The organism is Nodosilinea sp. LEGE 07088, from assembly GCF_015207395.1.
Classification (GTDB): domain Bacteria; phylum Cyanobacteriota; class Cyanobacteriia; order Phormidesmidales; family Phormidesmidaceae; genus Nodosilinea.
Genome location: NZ_JADEWX010000088.1, coordinates 1 through 24,175, shown reverse-complemented (window position 1 = coordinate 24,175; position 24,175 = coordinate 1). Strand labels below are relative to the sequence as shown.

General features: G+C 52.3%; 22 protein-coding genes and 1 pseudogene. 11 read left to right on the top strand and 12 right to left on the bottom strand.

Annotated elements, in window-relative coordinates; translation table 11 throughout:
- Positions 1-157, bottom strand: a pseudogene (locus tag IQ254_RS18235) (photosystem II q(b) protein); the annotation flags it as partial.
- A gap of 388 nt (positions 158-545) precedes the next feature.
- The gene (locus IQ254_RS18230) at positions 546-848 is read right to left on the bottom strand and encodes a cytochrome c (RefSeq protein ID WP_193967589.1); all 303 of its coding nucleotides are present in this window, start codon (positions 846-848) and stop codon (positions 546-548) included.
- Positions 849-1,161: 313 nt separating this feature from the next.
- Here IQ254_RS18230 and IQ254_RS18225 point away from each other — a divergent pair, with 313 nt between their 5' ends.
- The 3 genes from IQ254_RS18225 to IQ254_RS18215 all read left to right on the top strand — a co-directional run bounded on the left by IQ254_RS18225 (position 1,162) and on the right by IQ254_RS18215 (position 3,267).
- Positions 1,162-1,374 (top strand): hypothetical protein, encoded by a 213-nt coding sequence (locus tag IQ254_RS18225; protein ID WP_193967586.1) that lies wholly within the window; start codon positions 1,162-1,164, stop codon positions 1,372-1,374.
- Between the two features lie 6 nt (positions 1,375-1,380).
- Entirely contained in the window at positions 1,381-2,118 is a 738-nt protein-coding gene (locus tag IQ254_RS18220) for a hypothetical protein (protein ID WP_193967585.1), read from the top strand.
- A 261-nt stretch (positions 2,119-2,379) separates the two neighbouring features.
- The gene (locus IQ254_RS18215) at positions 2,380-3,267 is read left to right on the top strand and encodes a bile acid:sodium symporter family protein (protein ID WP_193967584.1); all 888 of its coding nucleotides are present in this window, start codon (positions 2,380-2,382) and stop codon (positions 3,265-3,267) included.
- A 214-nt stretch (positions 3,268-3,481) separates the two neighbouring features.
- On the opposite strand, the gene IQ254_RS18210 is transcribed toward IQ254_RS18215, so the two are convergent.
- Positions 3,482-3,841 carry a phage holin family protein gene (locus tag IQ254_RS18210; RefSeq protein WP_193967583.1) on the bottom strand — a complete coding sequence of 120 codons (360 nt, stop codon included), beginning with the start codon at positions 3,839-3,841 and terminating at the stop codon, positions 3,482-3,484.
- 429 nt (positions 3,842-4,270) lie between these two features.
- Here IQ254_RS18210 and IQ254_RS18205 point away from each other — a divergent pair, with 429 nt between their 5' ends.
- Both IQ254_RS18205 and IQ254_RS18200 read left to right on the top strand, forming a co-directional pair.
- On the top strand, positions 4,271-5,140 hold the full coding sequence (locus IQ254_RS18205) for a DMT family transporter (protein ID WP_193967582.1): 870 nt from the start codon (positions 4,271-4,273) through the stop codon (positions 5,138-5,140).
- Positions 5,141-5,305: 165 nt separating this feature from the next.
- A complete protein-coding gene (locus tag IQ254_RS18200; RefSeq protein WP_193967581.1) occupies positions 5,306-6,352 on the top strand; it encodes a PstS family phosphate ABC transporter substrate-binding protein in 1,047 nt (348 codons plus the stop codon).
- Here the strand turns inward: IQ254_RS18200 and IQ254_RS32170 are convergent.
- The 5 genes from IQ254_RS32170 to pstS form a co-directional block, all read right to left on the bottom strand.
- Positions 6,349-6,471, bottom strand: a complete 123-nt coding sequence (locus IQ254_RS32170) for a hypothetical protein (protein WP_255527015.1) — start codon at positions 6,469-6,471, stop codon at positions 6,349-6,351. The genes IQ254_RS18200 and IQ254_RS32170 overlap by 4 nt on opposite strands.
- Entirely contained in the window at positions 6,449-7,249 is an 801-nt protein-coding gene (gene pstB, locus IQ254_RS18195; RefSeq protein WP_193967588.1) for a phosphate ABC transporter ATP-binding protein PstB, read from the bottom strand. Before pstB ends, IQ254_RS32170 begins: the two co-directional genes overlap by 23 nt.
- 39 nt (positions 7,250-7,288) lie before the next feature.
- On the bottom strand, positions 7,289-8,185 hold the full coding sequence (gene pstA / locus IQ254_RS18190) for a phosphate ABC transporter permease PstA (protein ID WP_193967580.1): 897 nt from the start codon (positions 8,183-8,185) through the stop codon (positions 7,289-7,291).
- A 64-nt stretch (positions 8,186-8,249) separates the two neighbouring features.
- A complete protein-coding gene (pstC, locus tag IQ254_RS18185) occupies positions 8,250-9,173 on the bottom strand; it encodes a phosphate ABC transporter permease subunit PstC (RefSeq protein ID WP_193967579.1) in 924 nt (307 codons plus the stop codon).
- Positions 9,174-9,279: 106 nt separating this feature from the next.
- Positions 9,280-10,398 (bottom strand): phosphate ABC transporter substrate-binding protein PstS, encoded by a 1,119-nt coding sequence (gene pstS / locus IQ254_RS18180; protein ID WP_193967578.1) that lies wholly within the window; start codon positions 10,396-10,398, stop codon positions 9,280-9,282.
- Between the two features lie 218 nt (positions 10,399-10,616).
- Between pstS and IQ254_RS32165 the strand changes: the two genes are divergently transcribed.
- A complete protein-coding gene (locus IQ254_RS32165; RefSeq protein WP_255527014.1) occupies positions 10,617-10,745 on the top strand; it encodes a hypothetical protein in 129 nt (42 codons plus the stop codon).
- Positions 10,746-10,842: 97 nt separating this feature from the next.
- On the opposite strand, the gene speA is transcribed toward IQ254_RS32165, so the two are convergent.
- Positions 10,843-12,759 (bottom strand): biosynthetic arginine decarboxylase, encoded by a 1,917-nt coding sequence (gene speA / locus IQ254_RS18175; protein ID WP_228040853.1) that lies wholly within the window; start codon positions 12,757-12,759, stop codon positions 10,843-10,845.
- Between the two features lie 365 nt (positions 12,760-13,124).
- Between speA and secA the strand changes: the two genes are divergently transcribed.
- The 4 genes from secA (at position 13,125) to IQ254_RS18155 (ending at position 17,141) form a co-directional block, all read left to right on the top strand.
- Positions 13,125-15,914 (top strand): preprotein translocase subunit SecA, encoded by a 2,790-nt coding sequence (secA, locus tag IQ254_RS18170; RefSeq protein WP_193967576.1) that lies wholly within the window; start codon positions 13,125-13,127, stop codon positions 15,912-15,914.
- Positions 15,915-15,995: 81 nt separating this feature from the next.
- Positions 15,996-16,481, top strand: a complete 486-nt coding sequence (locus IQ254_RS18165; RefSeq protein ID WP_193967575.1) for a GNAT family N-acetyltransferase — start codon at positions 15,996-15,998, stop codon at positions 16,479-16,481.
- 202 nt (positions 16,482-16,683) lie between these two features.
- The gene (locus IQ254_RS18160) at positions 16,684-16,983 is read left to right on the top strand and encodes a hypothetical protein (protein WP_193967574.1); all 300 of its coding nucleotides are present in this window, start codon (positions 16,684-16,686) and stop codon (positions 16,981-16,983) included.
- Positions 16,980-17,141 (top strand): hypothetical protein, encoded by a 162-nt coding sequence (locus IQ254_RS18155; protein ID WP_193967573.1) that lies wholly within the window; start codon positions 16,980-16,982, stop codon positions 17,139-17,141. The genes IQ254_RS18160 and IQ254_RS18155 overlap by 4 nt, the downstream gene beginning before the upstream one ends.
- A 213-nt stretch (positions 17,142-17,354) precedes the next feature.
- On the opposite strand, the gene IQ254_RS18150 is transcribed toward IQ254_RS18155, so the two are convergent.
- The 3 genes from IQ254_RS18150 to IQ254_RS18140 form a co-directional block, all read right to left on the bottom strand.
- Entirely contained in the window at positions 17,355-20,573 is a 3,219-nt protein-coding gene (locus tag IQ254_RS18150; protein WP_193967572.1) for a hypothetical protein, read from the bottom strand.
- Positions 20,574-20,619: 46 nt separating this feature from the next.
- The gene (locus IQ254_RS32580) at positions 20,620-21,222 is read right to left on the bottom strand and encodes an acyltransferase (protein WP_193967571.1); all 603 of its coding nucleotides are present in this window, start codon (positions 21,220-21,222) and stop codon (positions 20,620-20,622) included.
- Between the two features lie 575 nt (positions 21,223-21,797).
- Entirely contained in the window at positions 21,798-23,267 is a 1,470-nt protein-coding gene (locus tag IQ254_RS18140; protein ID WP_193967570.1) for a hypothetical protein, read from the bottom strand.
- A 220-nt stretch (positions 23,268-23,487) separates the two neighbouring features.
- Here IQ254_RS18140 and IQ254_RS18135 point away from each other — a divergent pair.
- Positions 23,488-24,175: cobyrinate a,c-diamide synthase (locus IQ254_RS18135; RefSeq protein ID WP_228040848.1), on the top strand; the 688-nt coding region annotated here is incomplete at its 3' end.

Here is a 24,175-nt window from a genome sequence, read left to right as displayed (position 1 = left end):
TGAAGGCGATCACGAAGCAGGCGGTCGCAGCCAGCAGGGTGGGAATCATCAACACGCCGAACCAGCCCACATACAGGCGGTTCTCGGTGCTGGTGACCCACTGGCAAAACTGCTCCCACAGGGAGGCGCTTTCGCGCCGCTGTAGAGTCGTTGTCATAATGTATGAGTCCTTGGTATTTATCGTTTCCAGGGCGTGGGTGAACCGTGTAGATTCTTTTCCCACGTCTCAATAGATTACAGCAGACATGGAGTTTTGTAAACAAATATGCGGTGGGAGTTTAATCTTTACGGCTCTGGGCATATCTGTCAGAAGCTGTCACAAGGCTTTGAGTATAGGCTTTTCAGATTTTGACAGCCGCCTTTAAGGTGAGCAACATTCTTTAAGAGTAACCTTGTGTAGATGAGAGCCTTCCTCAGAAACTCCTCAAGCCACAACCACTAGGCGTGAACTCCCTGGCTCACGGCGAAAGTCTGCTAGAGCAGATTGGGGTAGCCCGCCCATAATCCTAAAAATTAAGCTTGACAGAGCATATAGACTGCGATCGCTAAATTTTTTCTAAATAGTCAAGCAGGTCGGCCATATCTCGCGCTTCAGGCTGAAACTGTGGCATTGGGGGAGTCTTACCACCAATGACCTGCTTGATTAAACCAACTTTAGTTTTGCGATCGGATACGCCTAATAACTTTGGGCCGACTTCCCCGTTAGCCTCAAGGCCGTGGCAAACGGCGCAGTTCATCCTAAATATGGCTTCACCACGAGTGCTATCGCCGTGAAGCGCTAGCACCTCACGAATGTAAGGCTCTGACGCCTGGGAATAGCGTACCGCCACAACACTCAATACAACCATGACAACCAACACAACTGCTACTAGGGCTGCCTTCTTCAACAGAGTGCTGAGTTCTTCGGTTTGCTCTTCGAGGATGTCTTGTGCCAAGAGGAGAGAACTATAATCTTCAATAACCAACTGTTACGTATCTTAAAGAGTTGATGAACTATTTGCCACAGAATCTTAAGGATTGCTGGTTGAGTATTTTTCGCTCGTGTTCTCCATACCTGAGAGCGGGTTGGTTAACCTCGTCACTGAGGTTCTCATATTGGGGTAGTAAGGTTGGAGTATTTACAGTGGTTTAGGCTCTGTCTGTATTACCTCGATAAGACCTATGGCTAATCTGGATCCTGACAACGCACCTAACGAAACTGCTGACGCTCAAGAGACCGCTGCAACTCCAAACGATGCTCCCGAGTATCAGCCCATGAGCGCTGCCCAGGCCGAGAAAATTTTGGCCGAGCTGAAAACCATCAAGCAGAATTTGCTCTGGTTATTGTTATTGGGGGGCTTTTTCGCTGCTCGGGCCTTTTTCTTTCATTACTAAACTGCTATGACGGCCGTTCCTTCTCAAGATGCCCAAGGTGCTCAGGACTCTTTGGACTCTCATGCTTTGGACTCCCACGATGACTATTTTTATTCCACCTTTGTGGTGGAATTTATTGTGCCAGATGGCAAAGAGGCCGAGGGAGACTTTCGCCGCTGGTACGACCAGTTGGTAGCAAAGGCCAGCACCTTTGAGGGGTTTACTCGCACTGATCTATGCCCCCCGCTCGACTGTGGCGACGGAATTGTGAAGTGGCACTCTATTGTCCATTTCAGCACCCCAGATGACCTAAACCACTGGCTGAAATCTAGCGATCGCCAGCATTTGCTTGAGCAGGGACGAGATACCTTTTTAGCCTATCGCTATAAGTCATTTACGACAGGTCTCGAGGGATGGTTTTCGGGACAGTTTGGCGGAGCCGAACAACACAGCCTGGGGCCACCGCGCTGGAAACAGGTTTTGGCAGTCGTGCTGGGGCTATACCCAACCATCATGATTCAAAGTATGGTGTTCGATGCCTTAGGTATTATGCAGACGTGGCCGATGGCTACGGCTTTGGCGGCTAATAACTTAATTACCTCGTCAATTTTGACTTGGTTGGTTATGCCTAGGGTGAGCCAATGGCTGAGTTTTTGGCTGCGGCCAGCCTACCGCTTAACAGCCCTGCAAACCAACCTAGTGGGCACTGGACTGGTTTTTGTAGCTCTAGGTTTTATGGTTAGCATATTTAACTATCTGGCTTAGGGCTTAGGGCTTGAGCGATCGCAGCCGCAACCCAGGCATGGCTAACCCCTAGCGTATCAGGCTTAAGGTTTGGGACCAGGAACAAAAGATTTTCGGGATTGCTGGATGCAGGTATGAATCAAACATCAGATATCCTCTGTAGGGGGCGAATGGCCATTCGCCCTTACCCAAATTCATACCGCTATTCAGCAACGCCAGATTTTCCTTTAAGCTAATTCCACATCTGGTTACACTACTCGCAACACATAACGGGTGGAATCCATGGAATCAAGCTTTTTAACCGCAGTATTTTTACCACTAGCGTTGTTTACCGTCATGCTAGGCATGGGCTTGGGGCTAGAGTTTAATGACTTTATGCGGATTCTGGTCTACCCGAAGAGCGTGATTATTGGGTTAGTAGCTCAGTTGGTGATGCTGCCAATTTTGGGGTTTGTGTTGGCATCACTCTTTCCGCTTAACCCTGAGCTAGCCGTAGGTGTGGTGATCATAGCGGCCTGCCCCGGTGGCCCTACGTCTAATCTCGTCACCTACCTGGCTCGGGGTGACGTGGCGCTATCGATAACGCTGACAGCTGTGAGTAGCTTAATCACGGTGTTTACCATTCCCCTAGTGGTTAACCTGGCAATGGGTACATTTATGGGCTCAGCCACCACTTTGAGCCTGCCTTTTTGGGCCACGGTGCTACAAATCGCGGTGATTACGCTTATCCCTGTGGCGATTGGGATGACGTTACATCACTACCTGCCTCAGTTTGCTATCCAAGTTGAGCGCGGGGTAAAGTGGCTATCGCTGGCCCTATTGGGGTTAATCATTGCCGGACTGCTGGTACAGCAGCGGGAGAGCGTACTGGGTTTTTTGGCTCAGGTTGGGTTAGTGGCCCTGGTTCTTAACATCGCGGCCATGGCCTTGGGTTACCTGATCGCGCGGGTTGCTAATCTCAATCGCCCCAGCACCACAGCAATTACGGTGGAAGTAGGGATTCAAAACGGTACGCTGGCGATCGCTATTGCCAGTGCTCCCACGCTGCTCAACCAACCTAACTTGGCGATTCCAGCGGCTATCTACAGCCTGCTGATGTTTGCGACTGGGGGCACCTTTGCCTGGTTGATTAACCAAAACAGTCGCCGCAAAGATTCGCTGACTAGCTAGTACCGAAAGGCAGAAGTAAGAAGGCAGAAGGCAGAACGGGAACCCCAGACCTCATAAGGGTTTCCGCGCGAGTAAACAGCTGGGTTATTTCCGCCTCAGAGTACTAGTTAGGCGCAATCGGCAGACGTGACGCCTCTCTCACTGCAAAGGCCACAAGCAAGCTAACTCGTGGCCTTTGCAGTCGATCGCGATTGAGAATAGAGCTAGCGCCTGACTAAACCAGCCCGACAGCGCCCAGAATAGCATTGAGAATAGAGCTAATAATCGCCAAGGCAATAGCACCCAAAATAGCGCTCCAAATACCGTAGCGAAGGCGGAAACCTTCAATTAGCCAAGCCGATAGGCCAAACACAATGATTGCACCCAGCAAAGGCACTAAACCAAGGCTGATAATGGCAAAGAAACCGCGCAGAGCACTCGGGAAAAACCCCCAGATACCGTTAAAGGCACCGATAATAGCTCCAGCCAGTAGTGCTTTGACAGGGCTATCGATTTCGACGCCAATCGGGGGAATTTTGGAAATAATTAGTAGACTAACCGCCAAAACGATGACGCTAATCAGAAATCCGATCATGGGCTTTGCTCCTCACACAGGTAGAAGATGGGGCTAGTAATTGAAAATCAGGTGTCTAGGGTCAGACCTTACACCCCTGAAATTATCGGACATAACGTAACGTTTGCTACGTTTTTTGTTTCGTATGCTTAAGGAAACAGCAAAACATTGTTGTTCTCAGCTTGTTGGATGGTGGCGCATAGCGAATTGGGATCCTTAAGCTCTCGATACCATAGAAAGGTCAGACTTTGAGCTTGAGTTTGGGCCTCGACCAGGCACACCGCCATTCCAGCCTGCATGGATGACTGACTGATAGCGTACTGCACCCTCATGCGGCCCAAGTATCGTGCATCACCACTCCACTGCGATGCAAAATCTACAGTAACCTTATCGGCAAAATATATGAAGTAGCTAAGGTTTGCCAAGCTTAACCGAACGTTTTCAGGATCTATGCTCCAACCCAAAATCGCGCTGATCCAGGTGCACACTTCAGTTTTTCTGTTTGGGTTATCGGGGCTATTTGGCAAGTTTCTTGACCTACCCGCCACGGTCATCGTGCTGGGTCGCACGGGCTTTGCCACCCTGGCGCTGGGTTTGGCGCTGGGGGTCACACAACGTACTGGCCGCATTCGGTCAGCGACAGATCTAGTGGGCTTGGCCGCCCTAGGCCTGCTGCTAGCCTTTCACTGGGTGAGTTTTTTCTACAGCATTCAGCTGTCTACGGTAGCGATTGGGCTATTGACCTTTTCCAGCTTTCCAGTTTTTGTCACGCTGCTGGAACCGCTGCTGTTGAAGACAACCTGGCAGTGGCGTGATGGGGCGATCGCATTTTTAGTCGTTGTTGGCGTCGCCCTGGTGATACCTGACTATCGGCCTGGTTCGGCCACCACCCTAGGGGCCATTTGGGGACTGCTATCGGGCCTCTCCTTTGCCCTGTTGCAGCTGCTTAACAAGGGCTACCGGCAGCGGTATGGGGCGCTTGCGATCGCGTTTTACCAAGATTTGTTTGCCTGTCTCAGCCTGCTGGTGGTCGCCCCGATGACCGGGCTGACATTGAGCCCTAGAGAGGTGGGCCTGTTGCTAGTGTTAGGAGTGCTCTGTACCGCCCTCGCCCATACCCTGTTCATTGAGAGTTTGGCGGTGCTGCGCACCCAAACGGCCAGCGTGATTAGTGCCCTAGAACCGGTCTATGGCATTGCTTTGGCAGCGCTACTGCTGGGCGAAGTCCCAGCCCTGCGCACGCTGGTTGGCGGTGGCCTGATTATTGCCACTACGCTCTGGGCTAGCTGGCTAGAGCCACCCAAGGCCCAACGTTCTTAGAGACTGGGCTCGGGCTCAAAGCCTAAATTTATATGACAAGGCCGCGCCTCTTAACCCGCTCATAATCGGTCCATCAAGGTTATTTGAAATGATAGAGTCAAGTTCCCAGAGCAGTTGCATCTGGCGAACCTAGACACTCATCGTTACAGGTTTGGAGTGAAGGACATGACAGCTCACGACCATCGCAGCTGGTTAACCTTGGGATTATCGCTCTTGCTGGCCAGCTGTTCTTCAACCACCAGTGGTGCTCCCGAAGGGACATCACCTCAGCCTGATGCATTAGTGCAGCAACGCCGCACTGTGGTGATTGATGGCTCAAGTACTGTGTTTCCGATTACTGAGGCGATCGCCGCCGCCTACAACGCTGAGGCCAATGACCCGGTTGAGGTAGACGTCGGCTTTTCGGGTACCGGCGGCGGCTTTAAAAAATTCTGCGCGGGGCAAACCGACATCAGCAATGCCTCACGCCCCATTACTACCGAGGAGATGGCGGCCTGCGACACCAACGACGTCCGCTTTTATGAGCTGCCGGTGGCCTTTGACGCGCTCACGGTAGTGGTTAACCCCCAAAACACCTGGGCCAACGACATCACCGTAGCTGAGCTTAAAACCATGTGGAGCCCCGGTGCCCAAGGCCGCATTACCAACTGGAGCCAGGTGCGCCCCGGCTGGCCCGACCAACCCCTCACCCTCTTTGGCCCCGGCCTCGACTCAGGCACCTACGACTACTTCGCCGACGTTGTCGTCGGTCAAGCTACCCGCAGCGACTTTGTCGCCAGCGAAGATGACGATCTGCTAGTGCGTGGCGTAGCCCAAACTCCAGGCGGGTTAGGCTACTTCGGCCTCGCCTACTTTGAAGACAATTCCGGCAGTCTCAAGGCACTGGCGGTCGATAGCGGCAGCGGCCCGGTGGTTCCCACGGTCGAAAATGTTGTGCAGTCTACCTACCAACCCCTAGCCCGACCGCTGTTTATCTACGTCAACTACACGTCGGCCCAGCGTAACCCTGCCGTGCGAGAGTTTATAGAGTACTACCTCCAGACCGCCCCCACCGTCGTAGAGGAGGTGGGCTATATTCCTCTCACAGAAGAGGCTTATAACATTGCCCTAGTCAACTTTCACCAGGGCGAGGCTGGTACAGTTTTTGATGGCCAACCCCAGCCTAACCTCACCCTCGGCGAGGTGTTGCGCAAAACCAAGCGAATCAACTAATCGGCCTGTATGATTTGACCTCCCCTGAGTTCGAGCGCAAAAAAGCCGCGATCGCGATCGCGGCTGGGGGAACTCAATCGCTCAAGTTTGAGAGCGCTAACCAAATCGGCCGGTGACATAGTCGCGGGTTGATTCTTGCTCAGGGTCACTGAAGATTGTCTCAGTGTGATTGAATTCTGCCAGGTAACCCACCTTACCCCCGGCCCCTTCGACCACCTGAGCATTGTAGAAGGCGGTGTAGTCGGCCACGCGGGTCGCCTGCTGCATGTTGTGGGTCACGATGATGATGGTATAATTCTGCACCAGCTCCTTCATCAGTTCCTCAATCTTCAGGGTCGAGATCGGGTCGAGGGCCGCGCAGGGTTCATCCATCAGCACCACTTCGGGTTCAACGGCGATGGTGCGAGCAATGCACAGACGCTGCTGCTGACCACCCGAGAGGGAAAACCCACTCTCTTGCAGTTTGTCTTTCACCTCATCCCACAGTACGGCCCGCCGTAGCGACGTTTCAACCAGCTCATCCAGATCGCCTTTAAAGCCTTTGATACGAGGTCCGTAGGCGATGTTGTCGTAAATGGTTTTGGGAAAAGGGTTGGGCTTTTGAAACAGCATGCCAATCCGGCGGCGCACCTCCACCGGGTCTACGTCAGAGGCATAGAGGTCTTGGCCATGGTAGGTCATCTGACCCTTGAGGCGAAAGCTCTCGATCAGGTCATTGAGGCGATTAAAACACCGCAGCACGGTACTTTTACCGCAGCCTGAGGGGCCGATAAAGGCGGTAATTTTGTTTTTAGGGATGTCAATCGATACATCCCGCACGGCTTTGTAAGCCCCGTAATAGATATCGCAGTCTTTAGCCCGCAACACCACATCAGTCATCGTCCCGTTCATTGGCATCGTATCAACCATTTATCAGGCTCTCCAAGGCGTGACTCATTAATAGGTCTTTTGTCGGGTAGCAATACGGGCAATAATGCTGGTTATGAGCACAAGCAGCACCAGAATCAAGGAGGCGGCCCAAGCCAGCTCCTGTTGAGGCTTGAAGGGCAAAATCGCGAAGTTATATACCAGCACGGCCAGCGTGGCAATGGGATTATCAATGCCGCTGAACCGAAATGGAGAAAACAGGGCGGTAAAAATAAGTGGCGCGGTTTCACCAGCCGCTCGGGCGATCGCTAACGTCACCCCAGTCAAAATAGAGGGGATTGCCGCCGGTAATACTACCTTGAGTACCGTCTGATACTTGGAAGCCCCCACACCGAGGGAAGCCCAGCGAATATCCTGAGGCACAATCTTGAGCGCCTCATCGGTAGTGCGAATAATCGTAGGTAACATTAGCACTGCCAAGGCAACCCCACCGGCTAAGGCAGAATATCCGGGTCGACCCGGACGCACCATAATGCCGTAAATAAACACACCGGCAATAATCGAGGGCACCCCGGCCAGCATATTGACCCCAAAGCGCACGTACTCGTCAATAGAGGTATCGTCACCGCCAAATTCCGCCAGCCAGATAGCGCACAATACCCCAATGGGTACCGAGATCAGGGTTGAGATCGCAACTACAATTATCGTCCCTGAAATAGCATTGGAAATACCGCCCCCCGCTGAGCCAGGAGGCGGCGGCAGCTGGGTAAACAGGTCGAGATCAAGGCGGTTAGCCCCGTTCACAAACACATAAAACAGCACCAGCACCAGGGGAACCAGGGCCAGTGCAATACACAGCCCCGCCAAAGTGGTCATGATGATGTTAAACAAGTTACGGGAGCTAGACTTATTGGCCTTCAGACTTTTGGCGTCAAAGGCATCGGCGGCCCCAGAAACAGTCGTCATAATCAGCCTTGTAATCCTACGTAATGCCTAAAAATCTAATACTTCGCCCGTAATGCCTAAAAATCTAATACTTCGCCTCAAGCTTGCGCACGATCCAATCGGCCAGAATGTTGACAATCAGGGTCAAAATTACCAGCACAAAAGCAGCATACATGAGTGCTGACACCTGAATACCCTTCGCTTCAGCAAACTGGTTGGCCAATAGCGACGAAATCGTATTACCAGGAGCCAGTAGTGAAGGATTGATCGAGTTGGAGTTACCAATCAACATAGTTACCGCCATGGTCTCCCCCATAGCGCGGCCCAAAGCCAACATGACGCCGCCTACAATGCCTGAAATGGCTGCCGGAATTAGCACTCTAAAAATGGTGCCCCAGCGTGTTGCCCCCAAGCCATAGGAGCCCTGACGTAGCTCGGGTGGCAGAGCAGCTAAAGAATCACGAGAGATAGCAGTGATGATTGGCAAAATCATAATGGCCAGCACTAGCGAAGCAGCCAGCATACTTGGCCCGGTGAAGTTGACACCAAACAAGTCAAAAAACCATTTCAGTGCTGGAATTAGCACGAAAATACCCCAAAGGCCGTAGACCACGCTGGGAATAGCGGCCAATAGCTCGACCATGAATACCAAGACGGTACGAATCTTCAGGGGAATAAAATTTTCGCTTAAGAATAGGGCAGTCCCTAAACCCAGAGGCACAGCAATCAGCAGCGCGATCGCTGAACTAACCAGGGTGCCGTAGATCATCGGCAGCACCCCATAGGTCTCAGTTACCGGATTCCAACTGCTCGTCCACAAAAAAGCCAATCCAAATCGCTGGATGGCCGGCCAGCCCTGAACTAAAACCAGCAATCCAATGGCGACCAGCAGCAGCAGAATAAACAGCGCAAACCCAAGGGTCGTGCCTTCAAACAGCCGATCTAGACCCTTTTCAAAGGCCGAGCGGCTGCGTTCACTGGGGGGAGACGATGGTGTATCAGCAGTCACAGAGACCTCACCTACATTGCGCGTGTACTTTTAGACCAGAGTAAATGCGTGCCCACGGCTGAGGGAAGCCAGAGCAACCAACTTCCCCCACCCATAGGCCTCAGCCCTAGCGCACCGTGATGGTGTAGTCGGGGCTAATGCCATCGGCCGCAGCGGCCACGCGATCGCGAACGTTCTTGGGCAGAGGAATGTAGCCCAGCTCAGGAGCGACTTCCTGGCCCTCGTTGAGACCGTACTCGACCATAGCTTCAATCGCCATAGCCTTCTGAGCATCGGGATACTCGCTATACACCATCATCCAGGTGTAGGTCACAAAGGGATAGGCGTTTGCGCCTTCAGCATCGACGATAAAGGCGCGCAAGTTATCGGGTAGCTCGACCTCAGCCAGGGTCTCAGAGGCAATCTCGTCATCTACTTTGACGAAGTTGCCGGCCTTATTTTCGATGGTGGCGAAGGGCACACCATTCTGAGTAGCGTAGCCATACTCGATGTAGCCAATCGAGCCTTCGGTCTGCTGAATCTGAGCCGTGATGCCCTCATTGCCTTTGGCACCGATGAAATTACCGGTCTTAGGCCACTCTACGGTCTTGCCTTCGCCAATTTCAGACTCAAACTCAGGGGAGATAGCCACCATGTTCATGGTGAAGACCGCTGTGGTACCGCTGCCATCGGAACGGTGTACAAAGGTAATAGGAGTGTCGGGCAGCTCGACATCGGGATTATCAGCGACAATCATGGGATCGTTCCAGGTGGTGATTTTGCCAGTAGCAATGCCCGCATAGGCTTCGCGGCTGAGCTTCAGCTCGTCAACACCGGGAAGGTTATAGGCAAACACAATGCTGCCAGCAGTCATAGGTAGCAAAATTGTGCCGCGCCCAGCCTGAGCGATTTCTTCATCTTTCATGGCGGTATCGCTAGCGCCAAAATCGACGGTTTCAGCTAAGAACTGCTCAACGCCAGCACCACTACCCACCGACTGGTAGTTCACCTGCAGCTCAGGCACTTTCTGATTGAGGGTGATAAACCAGTTTTGGTAGAGCGGAGCGGGGAAAGATGCCCCGGCACCGGTCAGCGCCACGTTACCACCGAGGGCGATCGCTTCGCCCTCAGTGGTGCTGCCTTCCGTTGCAGTGTCATCAGTCGTTGTCGTACCACCGCAAGCCACCACACCAGCTGTCAACATTAGGACAGCCGCTAACCGTAGATCAAACTTAAATTTGGACATTCTTTCCAACATAATTAATTAACCAGCAACAGCTATGAAACCCTTCTCAGGCCCTGTCAGCAAAGGAAAGTATTAGCCCAGAAAAACGTATTTCTTAGAAAGCCTAGACTAATGGATTTTCCTCTTTATCTCTGCCAGAACGTCAGCAACCTCTGCAATCGGCCAGCGATGGATAGATCACACGGCACAGAGCACAGACTCGAGCCAAGACTACGCCCATGCTTACCTATTTCTTACCGCATCAAGGTAAAGAACAGGTTATTATTTCTGTCGATTTAGCGGCAGAACCGATTGCCATAAACAGACTTACAGGAAGTCTGGCGCTTCTTTGGTTAAGAGGAAATTAAAAAAAGGGAAAGCCCTGTTAAAGAAGCATTTGAGCAACCCGGATTGGCAGATGACTTAGCCCTAAGTATTGACGGCCATCGGTGCGTTTGAGCCTCACTAGGCTAGATAGGTATACTGGCTGAGGCTGTACTCGTAATGCTGAATTAATAGCTGCGACTCTGCCAGGGTAATCTGATTTTCTTGGAGTGCCCGTTCTGATCGTCGCCGAATATTCTCAATCATGTCTTCAGCATCGTATTGCACATAGCCTAGTACCTCGGTCATAGTGTCGCCCTTCACCACCTGTTCCACCTGATATCCTTTGGGCGTCATGTGAATATGCACAGCGTTGGTATCGCCAAACAGATTGTGCAGATTGCCCATAATCTCTTGATAGGCACCCCCTAAAAACATGCCGAGGTAGTAGGGCTCGTTTGGCCTTAGGGGATGCAATTCTAAGACATGCTTGACATCGCGCAGATCGATGAACTTAGTCAGTTTGCCGTCGCTATCGCAGGTGAGATCGGCCAGGGTGCCTCGGCAGCTGGGCTCTTCATGGAGGCGATGAATGGGCAAAATCGGGAACAGCTGCTCGATCGCCCAAGCGTCGGGCATCGACTGAAACACCGACAGGTTGATGTAATAAATCGAGGCCATGCTCTGGTTGAGTTCCTCGATGTCTTCGGGCACGTAGTCGGCGTCGCTGACCACTGAGAGCGCTTTGCGGCAGCAGGCCCAAAACAAGCGCTCGGCCCTAGCTCGCTGGGACAAGCTCAGGTAGCCAAAGTTGAATAGACTAATAGCCTCTTCTTTGAACTGTAGGGCGTCGTTGTAAAGCTCCTGCACACTCTGGGGACTGAGGTTTTGGTAGATCTCATAGAGCTCACGCAAAATTGCGTGGTCGTCGGCGTGGGGCACCTCGGCCACATCGTGGGAGGGGGCATCGCTACTGCCCAGCACATCAAAAACGAGGACAGACTGGTGAGAGATGATCGCTCGCCCGCTCTCGCTGACCAGGGTAGGTACGGGGATGCCCTGCTGACGGCAGGCCTCTTGCACCTCGGCGACCACGTCGTTGGCGTAATTTTGGGTGCTGTAGTTTTTTGAGGCGTAGAAAGTGGTTTTTGAGCCGTCGTAATCGACGGCCAAGCCACCGCCCACATCCAGGTAGCGCATTCCAGCCCCCAGTTCGGCTAGCTCAACGTAGATGCGGCTGGCCTCCCGCAGCGCCTCTTTAACCACGCTGATGGCCGAAATCTGTGAACCAATGTGGAAATGCAGCAGCTGTAGGCAGTCGAGCATATCCACCTCGCGCAGGCGATCGACCACCGCGAGAATCTCAGGGACGGTGAGGCCGAATTTGGCGCGATCGCCTGCCGAAATTCCCCAGCGGCCACTGCCCTTGGTGCTGAGCTTGGCCCGCACTCCCAACACCGGACGAATGTCCAGCTGTTGACTGGCCGCAATGGCTAGCTCCACCTCGTTGATCTGCTCGATAACAACGATCGGCTGCTGACCCAGGCGCTGGCCCAGCATAGCGGTTTCGATGTAGTCCTTGTCTTTGTAGCCGTTGCAGATCAGCAGTGCTCCGGGCGTATCTAAGGTAGCCAGCGCGATCAGGAGCTCGGGTTTAGAGCCTGCCTCTAGGCCAAACTGGTAGGGTTTGCCGTAGCGCACCACATCTTCGAGCAGCTGGCGCTGCTGGTTGCACTTCACCGGAAACACCCCTCGATACGCGCCGCCGTACTTGTAGCGGGCGATCGCTTTGGCAAAGCAGGCATTAATGCGCTCGATGCGGTCTTCGAGAATATCTGAAAAGCGGATCAGCAAAGGCAGGTTGAGGTTGCGCTGCTTGATCGCCTCTACCAGCTCTAATAGGTCGAGGGAACCACCGCGATCGCCCTGCGGCGAGACCGTCAGATGGCCGTCGGCATTGATCGAAAAGTAGGGTTCTCCCCAGCTGTGAATGCGATAGAGCTCCTCACTGGCTTCGATATTCCAGGGATTGGCACTGGCCTCTGGGGATTGCAGCATATTTTCTAAGGTGGCCCGATGCAGAGGATGGGACGGCGACAGAGGCGGTTGCTGGGCCATGTTCATAGCGTAGAGATGCTCTGCTAGATAGGTAACGAAGACCAACGGCTGACGGGTTTGCCGTCCATAGAACGCGACCCAAATTGTAACAAAGAGCCACTCCTAAAAACGCGATCATACCCAAACGCAGTCTGCGGCCTAGGACTATCCAGAATGCCCGCCTCTATGCCCAAGTGATAGGATAGAAAAGCACTTTATTCTCGGTTCCTGGCTCTGAATCAGGTGTGGAGATCGCCCCTTGTGAGCCGGCCTCCATTACGATTGACTAAGTGCAACACCCTACGCTGACATGGCTGCCTGAATTCATGTTTAAGAACCTCCTCGGTGACCCCAACGCGCGCAAGCTCAAGAAGTATCGTCCCGATGTGGTCGAGATCAATTTGCTGGAAGAAGAGATTCAGCAGCTCTCCGACGAAGCTCTCGCCGGCAAGACGGCAGAGTTTAAGCAGCGCATTGAAAAAGACGAGTCACTCGACGACCTGCTGCCCGAAGCCTTTGCCGTTGTCCGTGAAGCCTCTAAGCGGGTGCTGGGCATGCGCCACTTCGACGTGCAGCTGATCGGCGGCATGGTGCTGCACGACGGCCAAATTGCCGAAATGAAAACCGGGGAAGGCAAAACCCTGGTCGCTACCTTACCCTCCTATCTCAACGCCCTCTCGGGCAAGGGTGCCCACGTCGTTACCGTCAACGACTACTTGGCCCGCCGCGATGCCGAGTGGATGGGGCAAGTTCACCGCTTTTTAGGCCTTAGCGTGGGGCTGATTCAGCAGGGCATGTCCCCTACCGAGCGCAAGCATAACTACGGCTGCGACATCACCTACGGTACCAACAGCGAGTTTGGCTTTGACTACCTGCGCGACAACATGGCCACCGCCATGGAAGACGTGGTGCAGCGCCCCTTTAACTACTGCGTCATTGACGAAGTCGATTCGATTTTGGTCGATGAGGCCCGTACGCCGCTGATCATCTCGGGCCAGGTAGAACGCCCCAGCGAGAAGTATAACCGGGCGGCCGAGGTAGGCCGCGAACTCAACGCCGACGAGCACTACGAGGTCGACGAAAAAGCCCGTAACGTGCTGCTTACCGACGAGGGTTTTATCAAGGCCGAAGAAGTTTTGGGCGTGCAAGATCTCTTTGACCCCAAAGACCCTTGGGCCCACTACATCTTCAATGCCATCAAAGGCAAAGAACTGTTCACCAAAGACGTCAACTATATCGTCCGCAATGACGAGATTGTGATCGTCGATGAGTTCACCGGCCGCGTCATGCCCGGTCGCCGCTGGAGCGATGGCCTACACCAGGCGATCGAAGCTAAAGAGCATGTGGAGATTCAGCCTGAAACCCAGACCTTAGCCAGCATTACCTACCAGAACTTCTTTTTGCTCTACCCCAAGCTGTCGGGCATGACCGGCACCGCCAAGACCGAAGAGGCCGAGTTCGAGCGCATTTACAACCTCGAAGTCACCATCATTCCCACCAACCGCCCCGCTGCCCGTCGCGACCTGTCAGACGTGGTCTACAAAAACGAAGAAGCTAAGTGGAAGGCCGTAGCGGCAGAATGCGACGAAATGCACGAAGCCGGTCGCCCGGTACTCGTCGGCACCACCAGCGTCGAGAAATCTGAGGTGCTATCAGCTCTGCTCAGCGAGCGGGGCGTACCCCACAACCTACTCAACGCCAAGCCCGAGAACGTAGAGCGCGAGTCTGAAATTGTCGCCCAGGCTGGACGCAGCGGTGCAGTCACCATCGCCACCAACATGGCGGGGCGGGGAACCGACATTATTTTGGGCGGCAATGCCGAGTATATGGCCCGCCTTAAGGTACGCGAGTACCTCATGCCCCGCATCGTCAAACCCGAGGACGAAGATGAGTTTTCGGTCACTGCCGTTCCCGGTACAAAGGGGCGGGCCCCGGCCCAGGGCTTTGCCCCGGGCAAAAAGGTGAAGACCTGGAAAGCCTCGCCAGATATCTTTCCCATTGATCTGGCCTCGTCTACGCTAGAAGAACTGAAGACAACCGTAGACTTTGCCGTTGCTACCTATGGCGAACGCAGCCTGACTGAGCTACAGGCTGAAGACAAGCTGGCGGTGGCCGCCGAAAAGGCTCCCACCGATGACCCGGTCATTCAAAAGCTGCGCGATGTGTACAACGGTATCCGCGAAGAGTACGAATCTTTCACCAGCGCCGAACACGATAAAGTCATCGAGCGGGGTGGCCTGCACGTCATTGGCACCGAGCGCCACGAGTCGCGCCGCATTGACAACCAATTGCGGGGTAGAGCGGGGCGTCAGGGTGACCCCGGTTCCACTAAGTTCTTCCTCAGTTTGCAGGATAATCTACTGCGGATTTTTGGCGGCGATCGCGTTGCCGGTCTGATGAACGCCTTCCGGGTCGAAGAAGATATGCCCATCGAGTCGGGCATGTTGACGCGATCGCTCGAAGGAGCCCAGAAAAAAGTTGAAACCTACTACTACGACATCCGCAAACAGGTGTTCGAGTACGACGAGGTGATGAACAATCAGCGTCGTGCCATCTACGCCGAGCGCCGCCGGGTGCTCGAAGGCAACGAGCTGAAAGAAATGGTCATTGGCTACGCCGAGCAAACCATGGACGACATTGTAAACGCCTATATCAATCCTGAGCTACCCCCCGAAGAATGGAAGCTGCCGGAGATGGTGGACAAGGTCAAGGAATTTGTCTATTTGCTCTCTGACCTCACCCCGGAACAGCTTGAAGACCTCTCGGTAGGCGAAATCAGAACATTCCTCCATGAGCAGGCCCGCATTGCCTACGACATTAAAGAAGCCCAGGTCGATCAGATCAAGCCGGGGCTGATGCGCGAGGCCGAGCGCTTCTTTATCCTGCAGCAGATCGACAGCCTGTGGCGCGACCACCTACAGCAGATGGATGCCCTACGAGAAACCGTAGGTCTGCGCGGCTACGGCCAAAAAGACCCGCTGATTGAGTATAAGAGTGAGGGCTACGAAGTCTTTCTCGATATGATGACGGGTATTCGCCGCAACGTGGTCTACACGCTGTTCCAATTTCAGCCCCAGCCCCAAACCCAGGTAAAAGCTTCCCAGGAAGTAGTTTAGAGAGGACGAAGGGTGAGTCGATGAGTGCCCCCTGCCCAAACTCTGACAAGACAAAAGGTTGGCTTAATCTATATTCTCCCGATGGATTCGACCGCTATTAGATTTCGGGTGGGCACGCCTGAGGATGATGAGGTTATTGCTGGCCACTTCTATCGCCTATGGCAGGACTTAGAGGTGTCAGAGGCAGATATTCAACCTGATTGGCGGCCGATTTGCCTAGAATTTATCACCCAGGCACGGCGTAGCCTTTACTATCAGGCTGTTATAGCCGAGATCGACAGGGTCGTTGTAGGTTCTGTGAGTGGACAGCTATTTGATGGTCTGTATCCAGCGGTGCTAGCTCCCCAGTATCGTCAGTATGGGTATATCTGGGGCGTATATGTCGAGCCAGCTTACCGACAGCGGGGCATTGCCACTCAGCTGACCCGGCAAATGGTGGACTCCTTGAAAAGGCTGGGGTGTACCAAGGTAGTGCTAAATGCGGCCCCAGCGGCGCGATCGCTCTACGTCCGCCTTGGCTTTGGCGACAGTAACCTGATGGAGCTTGATCTCACTCCACCGGAGTGAGCGATCGCGTATACTCTTGATTCAGCAGCGCGCCTCGACCTGACCCCCATCTTCTGCTGTGAGCTACAGACGTTTTCGAACTCAGGTGGTTTGCAGTCGGAGATATATAAATTCTTGACCAAAGGCGTCGCCTGGTATGCCCAGAACCGAAGGGGAATGTAACAGTAATGGTTAAAGTCCTTAAAATTCTTATATAGCATTTATGCTAGGTCAAATTTCTCCCCGGCTAATGGCCGTTGGAGTGATGGCGTTGGGCTGGGTTTCTCCCTTAACGTCGGTCACAGCGTCTCCTGCTCAGTCCAGCCCCAGCCTATTGGGGCCGTTAGCCCAGGTGACCCGATGGGTTGAAGTCAGCGGTGTATCTGGCAGGGTGGCCTATCGAGGTCGAGAGCGTCGCTCTGCCCGAGTTGGCGATCGACTCACCGTTGGTCAGGGGCTGGGCACCGCCCGGCGCGCCACCGCAAGCGACTGCCCACCCAAATCCACAACCGGGTGCGCATGACCGACAGTACGGCGACGTTAATTCAGTCTCAGTGGCCGACCGTGGCAGTGGGGAATTTATTGCTCGAAGGTCGCCAGACCACAACGGCACTGTTTACCCTGGCAGAACTGGGCCTGACTCCAGAGCAATCTCAACTGTTCTCGATCAATTGCACCTAAACGATAGCCTAGAACGCCGGTACAGAAACCCGGTTTCTCGGCCAAAATGCCAGTCATGCCGTTAGGGCAGTGACAAAGAAACCGGGTTTTTAGCCATACTGTACCGATGCTCTAGGCCAGTGGCCAGGGCCCTCGGCTTCTGGCCTAGACATTATTACCCACCTGAGCCAGCCCACGAAGGGGGCAAAAACCTATTTGTGTTTGACGGGTCTATTATGCAGATTGACTTACGAAAGTAGTATTTATCTGGGTATCTATTGGAAACGCTGATCCAAGCTGTATGTCTTCTATATCACCTTGAATTTCCACATTAAGCTGTTGCCCATCCCATGTCCAGTTGACTATATTTCCCCCCACCATCAGGCCTTTAACACCCATAGAGTGACGTAGCCATTCTTCCGGAATACCTGAGCCAATCACTAAGCTTTGTACGTCACCTTCCTGCTGATTTATATAAGCCAACATATCTAGCTGCAGCAGCGCCATTTCAGCCGTAGTCCAATAATGCATAGTTGGTTGAGAAGAGTCTACTCTGCCTCTCAGTCGATGCCACTGAGAAAAACTCTCAGGCATAGGCATAGCATCTAGATCGCTCGGATGTTCTGCCCAAACATATAGATTAGGAGAAGATTGATTCTCCCAAAGCCACCTCAGCGTTGACCAGACTTGTTGCGGTTGATTCAGCATTAACCACTGATGTGCTGTTGCGATCGCCTGTCGAAAGTGTCCATCTAAATCTCTAGCCTCATTCTCGCTAGCCCCAAGCAACTCAGCCATAACTGACCGCTCATCTTCAGCAATACCGCTAGGCCAGAGTCCATTATTTAAAGAAGCTTCCACTAAACCTAACTGCTGCCACACCAGTTTGACTGCTTGGGCTTGGGAACGCCAAAGTGCAGCTTCAGCAGAATGATTTGTACGGTCAGCAAGCATTGCGGCATCTAGCAATGCTCGATAGCCCATAACACCAGCATTTGGATTAACGCTAAATAAACTAGGCACACTCCCCATATCTCCTGCAATTAGGTCGATCTGGAGAAAGTCACGATGTTCTTCGCGAGGAAACCGGGTAGAAGAAAGTACAGGATACCCAGGTCTACTGCTTGAAAGCAGATTTAAAATAATATCGATTTTACGGCGAACATGGGGCCACAGCCATTGATCATAATCAGATTCCTGAAGGCTTTCTGCAACTTGCTCAAGTGCCCAAATTCCAACTGCTGGAATATCAACCTCTGATACCGCACTGTTGAAGAAATCATTTTCAGCAAAGTAGGGAGACAACCGCTTTGCCAGCGCCAAGTTACCACTGCGCGCGAGGGCTACCATCTGGTATGCCCCATCCCTAAAACGCGGCAAAGGGCTACTAATTGGATCAGATGGATATACTCGATCTCCAATAACCCCCATTAGCAAATGAGATATTTGTGCAGTCAAGCTATCTACAAACTGAGCGTCTGGTAAATTCAAAAGGAGTCGCGACGAAATTTCCAACGGTGTATAGTCTTCCGTCTCGCCAGCAAAATTATCTTCAATGACTAAAGTCCAGCTATTTCCCTGGTTCAACTCAATTCGAGCAACCCCCCATCCATACGGATCCTCCCAACTAGAAAGATTTGACTCTTCTCCAATCCAATTTTCAGTATTTTCACTACCTAAATAAACCTTAGCAGTTTTAGGAATATCCTTCACTATCCAGCGGTCATTAATCAGTAACCTTTGACCATTCCAATCGAGAGAGGAGATTGCCGCTCCGGCTGGGCCTACACTCCGGATAAAAACTATAGGTGTAGTGGCGGCATCACCAACAGGTTGTACATTCAGTTGCCAATTATTCTTTCCTAAAGCTGACCAAGAGGCATGATAGAACTCGGTCTCGGATATGACTCCAAGTGCAGTATTATTTAAGCTCCCAAAGAATTTCTGCTGTATTTCATCGATCGGAATATCATCACTCGTGGCTATGAGATTGCCGTTACTATCTAAGGCTCCGATAGACACCCCAAAACTACCAGGGCTAGGACTGAAGCTGCCGCCTGGCGCATAGAAGGCTTTATTGGTTAAGGAGCCTCCAGGAACCGATAGCACCACTTGACCTCTATTACGAGGCCAGGGGTCTCCTGGACGCAGGGTCATTTGGGCTGCCACCTGCTGCTGGGGTGTTCCATAATTCCAAAGACTAGTCGTTAGAAAATCAAATTGAGCTTTATTGTTAACTCCAGCACTGATAAGTAATATAAAAGCCAATCCTAAAGATAACGGACGGAAGCGCGTAAAAAGACTAAAAGCAGATAAAACCAGCAATAACGGAATAAAATGAAGAGAGTAGATAAAAGTCTCTTCAACCCCATAAATGCTGTGCATAGCCAGTTGAGCAACCAGGGTTAATCCCAAAACTATACGGAACTTAGGATGTCGATTAGTAGAAAAGAAGCCTAAAATTCCTAGACACAATAGCCCCGTCCATGCAATAACAGCAACCAAACCCCATATACTGCCAGAAGCAGGGGCTAAATTATTAGCTTCAAGTTTTACCCAATCTGGTCTAATTGGAGAATCCAGCAGACGGATCGCAGGCATCACCATCGTCTGGTAAAAGAAAGAACTTAAAACAGACAACAACCCACCTTCATTCGGCACTGAGACAAATTTCTTTTCGCCAATAAAGGTACCTGGCTGAAAGGGAAAGCCAGTATTCTCAAAAATAACTCTCTGAGGTATCCAAAGCGCCGTCGAAACCAACAAAGCCAGAACACCAATTGCAAAAATTTTTCGCCACCTATGATTAACAACAGTGGCGAATATACCAACCATAGCGTTAGTAATAGTAACGCTAACAGTCATTACATTAACAGCTACATACCAACGATCCGAAAAACTACGTGATTGCGTTAGAACAACAAAAATTAATCCTAGAATAATTGTCGCCGAACCCAACGGAAATGATTCAGGAATCATCAGCCAAAAGACTGAGGCTGAACTAACAGCTCCTAAAAGAGAAAAAAGTACTGCTTCAGGCCTCCGGCAGTTCATCAACCTAAGCAAAATATAAAGCGAACAAATCCAAAGAGATGCGACAAAAGTGGTAAAAACTTTCACCGCAGAGAGGGGATCAAGGTTGAAAATTTTACCAATCCCAAAGACAAGTGGAAAAACCATTATCGGGAATAATGGATGCTTATTATTTCGGCCGAAATCACTATTAACGCTAGTAATGTTGCCAAATACAGTTGGGATGTCACTACCAAACCAAACATCCTGAGCGTAGAAATCAGTAAAAATAGGATTTGGTATTTGAAAGGAACTACTGTAAGCTGCGATCGCCACTACGGTAGCCAAGAAGACTAAAATTAGCAGATCAGATTTGTAGGTGCTAATTAATTTGGGGGAAATTTTCCTCAACACCAAGCCATTTTCTTTTAAGACATTCATACCTATTTGATTATATTTTTAGGACTAATAATAATGATCTTTCAACTCACTGTCTAACTTTTATCGTTTTTGCAGGTATGCCAGCAACGATTGAATAGGGATCTACATCTTTTGTGACAACGGCACCTGCGCCAATCACCGCACCTTTGCCAATTGTACAACCGTCAACAATAGTAACTCCAGCCCCAATCCAGACATTATTTTTAATTAGAATTCCCTTTTTACTAGTAATTTGCTGCCTAAAAGGAATATCTTTATCATCTAGGCCATAATTAGCTGGAATGATAGTAACTTGAGGGCCGATCAATACGCCATCACCAATAATTAAGTCGCCATGCCCATAAAGAGTCGAGAAAGAATTGATAAAGCATGCGGAGCCAATGTCAATAATTCCTCCATAAGTCCGAAGAATCACAAATGAACTTAGTAGCGTGTCATCACCAATACTAATCTTTGACTCACGCAATTCAGAGGGATCAACCTCAAGCGATGTGTGTTTACATATAGTCACCCTTTCGTGAATGAATATTTTTTTTCTATCCCCTCGAATATCAGCAAAAATGCTAATATTCGAATCCTTCCCTAACAGGCCAAGGCTAGACTTCTGATATCGCCAAAGAATAGATCGAAAAATTGACTTGAGTATCATAAATACGTAGGTCGAATCAAATCGTATATATCGGATGCCCCCTCAGCCCGCCATACTGGGGGAGGTCGGACAGCCCCCAGTATGGCGGGTCGGAGAGCACAGGCAAAATCGTTGTGATGTCTTCAATTTAATTAAGCCTACCTACTTATCAAAGATCAAATATTATAAAAGGAATAAATACTTAGCGATAGATCAGCAGCAATAACCTGGAAAGACTGAGTTAGAGGGAACCTAAATAAAGTCAGACTAAGTCAAAAAACATATTCTACAAGTTGGCATTTTTTCCATATATCGCCGATTCTAGAATGAAGTGCATCACCTAGAAGCTTCCCGTAGAAGGGCTCATGGGATAGTCTGATGTTTACCTCAACAAAAAGACACCCTATAAGCTACACCCAGCTTAGCCCGAATAAGTAGGAAGACACGATTATTTATAAAATCCTGTAGACTCTTCACAAAGATCAAAATCCTTGTCCAGTAAGGGTTACGATGCGCTAACCCATCCTTGTTTTACGGATCGCCGAGCCCCATCTCGCATTGAACATACTCTCGAAGCGATGACTGATACCACAGGCTTAAGGAAACCACTGTCGTCCTAGCGCTATAAACAGCTCCCGGTGCTGCCGAAAGAGGGTGTAGGCGTAGACCGCAAAAATTACCAGCAGGCACAGGTGGGTAAGGCTGCTGTAGGTGCTAATAATGTCGCCCGGCGTCCAGTGGTGCACATTGGCCAGCTGGTTCATATCGCCGTGGTCGGCGTCGCCCCACATGCTGCCAAAGGGAATCGACGCCCTGCCACTGGGGATTTGTTGCCATAGCCACACCTGGCCCCAAAAGCAAAAGGCCGCCGCTACCACCACCGGAAAGCGGTAAAAATCCCACCGAAAGTACTCGGGCAGTGGAAAATAAAAGCTCACCATTAGCAGCGCCGACAGATAAATTTCGCCGCCGATACCGCCAAAGGAAAGCCACATATCGAACTGGTTGGCCGATATCAGCCAGGTCATGTAAAACTGCACCGCCGCTAGCCCCACCGTCAGCCCCATGGGCCAGCGCTGGCCCTCCCGTCGCCCGGCCCAAAACAGCAGCCCTAGTAATACTAGAAGGCCGAGATAAACCAATAGCGATCGCCTCGGGTCTACACTGGTCCACCCAATCGGCAGCGGAATCGCCCGCCGCCCGGCCAGCCAGGCGATTGTGGCATGGCCAAACTCATGAATCCAGATTTTGATGCCAAACAGCAGCCCATTGACGATGGGTATAGCGTTCATCAGCATCCCCAGGAGCAGCAGCCCCGGAAAAATCAGGCCGTTGCTATAGGGATTTTGAAACGAGAGGATATCGCTGTTGTCTGCGATCGCGGAGGCACCTGGGCGGGTAGCTATTGACCGTGGCTGGGCTCGCGGCGTTGTTGACAGACGCCTGGGCCCAGGTGGTTTGTCGGGCGCCGATGCCATTGCCAATGGGTCTAGCTGAGCCTGGTGTTCTAGATGGGTTTTGAGCGTGGTAAACGCCCACTTGAGCGGTTCTAGGGCAGCGCGATCGCCCCGTCTGAGCAATGCTGCCCGCCGCCGAAAGTACAACGCCTCCACCTGGGGCAGTGGGTCTCCCACCGCTAGGCCGAGTTCTTGGTAGGCGCGGGCGATCGTCGCCGGGAGGGGGCGATCGGAGGCCAGGGCCTCGATCGGTTGTGCACCGCCTGGGCTTGCCAGTGTCGTTGAACCCTCGCCGTCGGGGGCAATTGGGTCAGCGGATAGCAGCGAAATTTCTGCCATCCACAGCGGCTGGGTCAACCCGGCTTGCTCGCCGTATAGCTGCAAAACGCCGATGGAGGGAATCTGCAAGGTGTCGATGGCGCGGCGGGCATAGGCCACCGTGGCCGCCTGGGGCGGGGCGGTTTGGCCCGTAAACCACAGATGCAGGCAATAGCTCTGGCGATCGCCCCGCACTGCAATACCCCTGGGCCTGAGGGCTTGGGAGAGCAGGGCCGCGATCGCGGCGGCATCCCCATCCTTAGCCTGCTCCAAACGCGAAGGAGAAGTCATCGTCTTCTTTTCTTTTGGACATCTGTATATCTACCAGGCTACCCAGCCAGCATGGCTTAACTCGCGGCTGTCGATTTGGACCTTGGACTGCGTTGGCAGCGCTCAGTTGAACGATTTTGATTGGGCGCATCGGTAGAGAGCCTGCGGCTGCTCGTAGCCAGCGACAATGGCTCATAGCCAGCGACAATGGGAGTAGTGTTTTCGGTTGGAGGCAATAGCCTTGACTAGAGGGGGTACCACGGGTGGTTTGGTGATTGCGGGCGAGCGCAGCGGCGTGGGCAAAACCACCGTTACCCTGGCTTTGCTCGCCGCCCTGGCGCAGAAGTCATCCCGGGTGCAGTCGTTTAAAGTGGGGCCTGACTATATCGACCCCATGTTTCACCGTCGGGCCACGGGTCGCCCCTGCTACAACCTCGACCCCATTCTCACCTCCGAAACCTACGTACAGCAGTGCTTTGACTACCGCTGTCAGGATGCGGAATTTGCCCTGGTCGAAGGGGTCATGGGTCTCTTTGACGGCGCATCGGGACTCTCTGATGTAGCCAGCACGGCCCACATCGCCCGGTTGCTGAACTTGCCAGTGCTCTTGGTCGTAGATTGCAGTCACCTGTCGCGATCGGTACTGGCGATTATCCACGGCTATCGTACGCTCGATCCGAGGATTCACATCGCCGGGGTAGTGCTCAACCGGGTGGGCAGCGATCGCCACCTCGAACTGCTCACCGACGCGATCGCCAGTATTGAGGTGCCGATTCTGGGCGTATTGCGCCGTCAGGATGCGATCGCCCTCCCCGATCGCCACCTCGGCCTCGTCCCCACCGCCGAACTCCCTCAGCTCCCCGCAGTCCTGCGTCGCCTCGCCCACCTCGGCCATACCTGCTTCGATTGGGCCCCCCTCACTCCCCTCC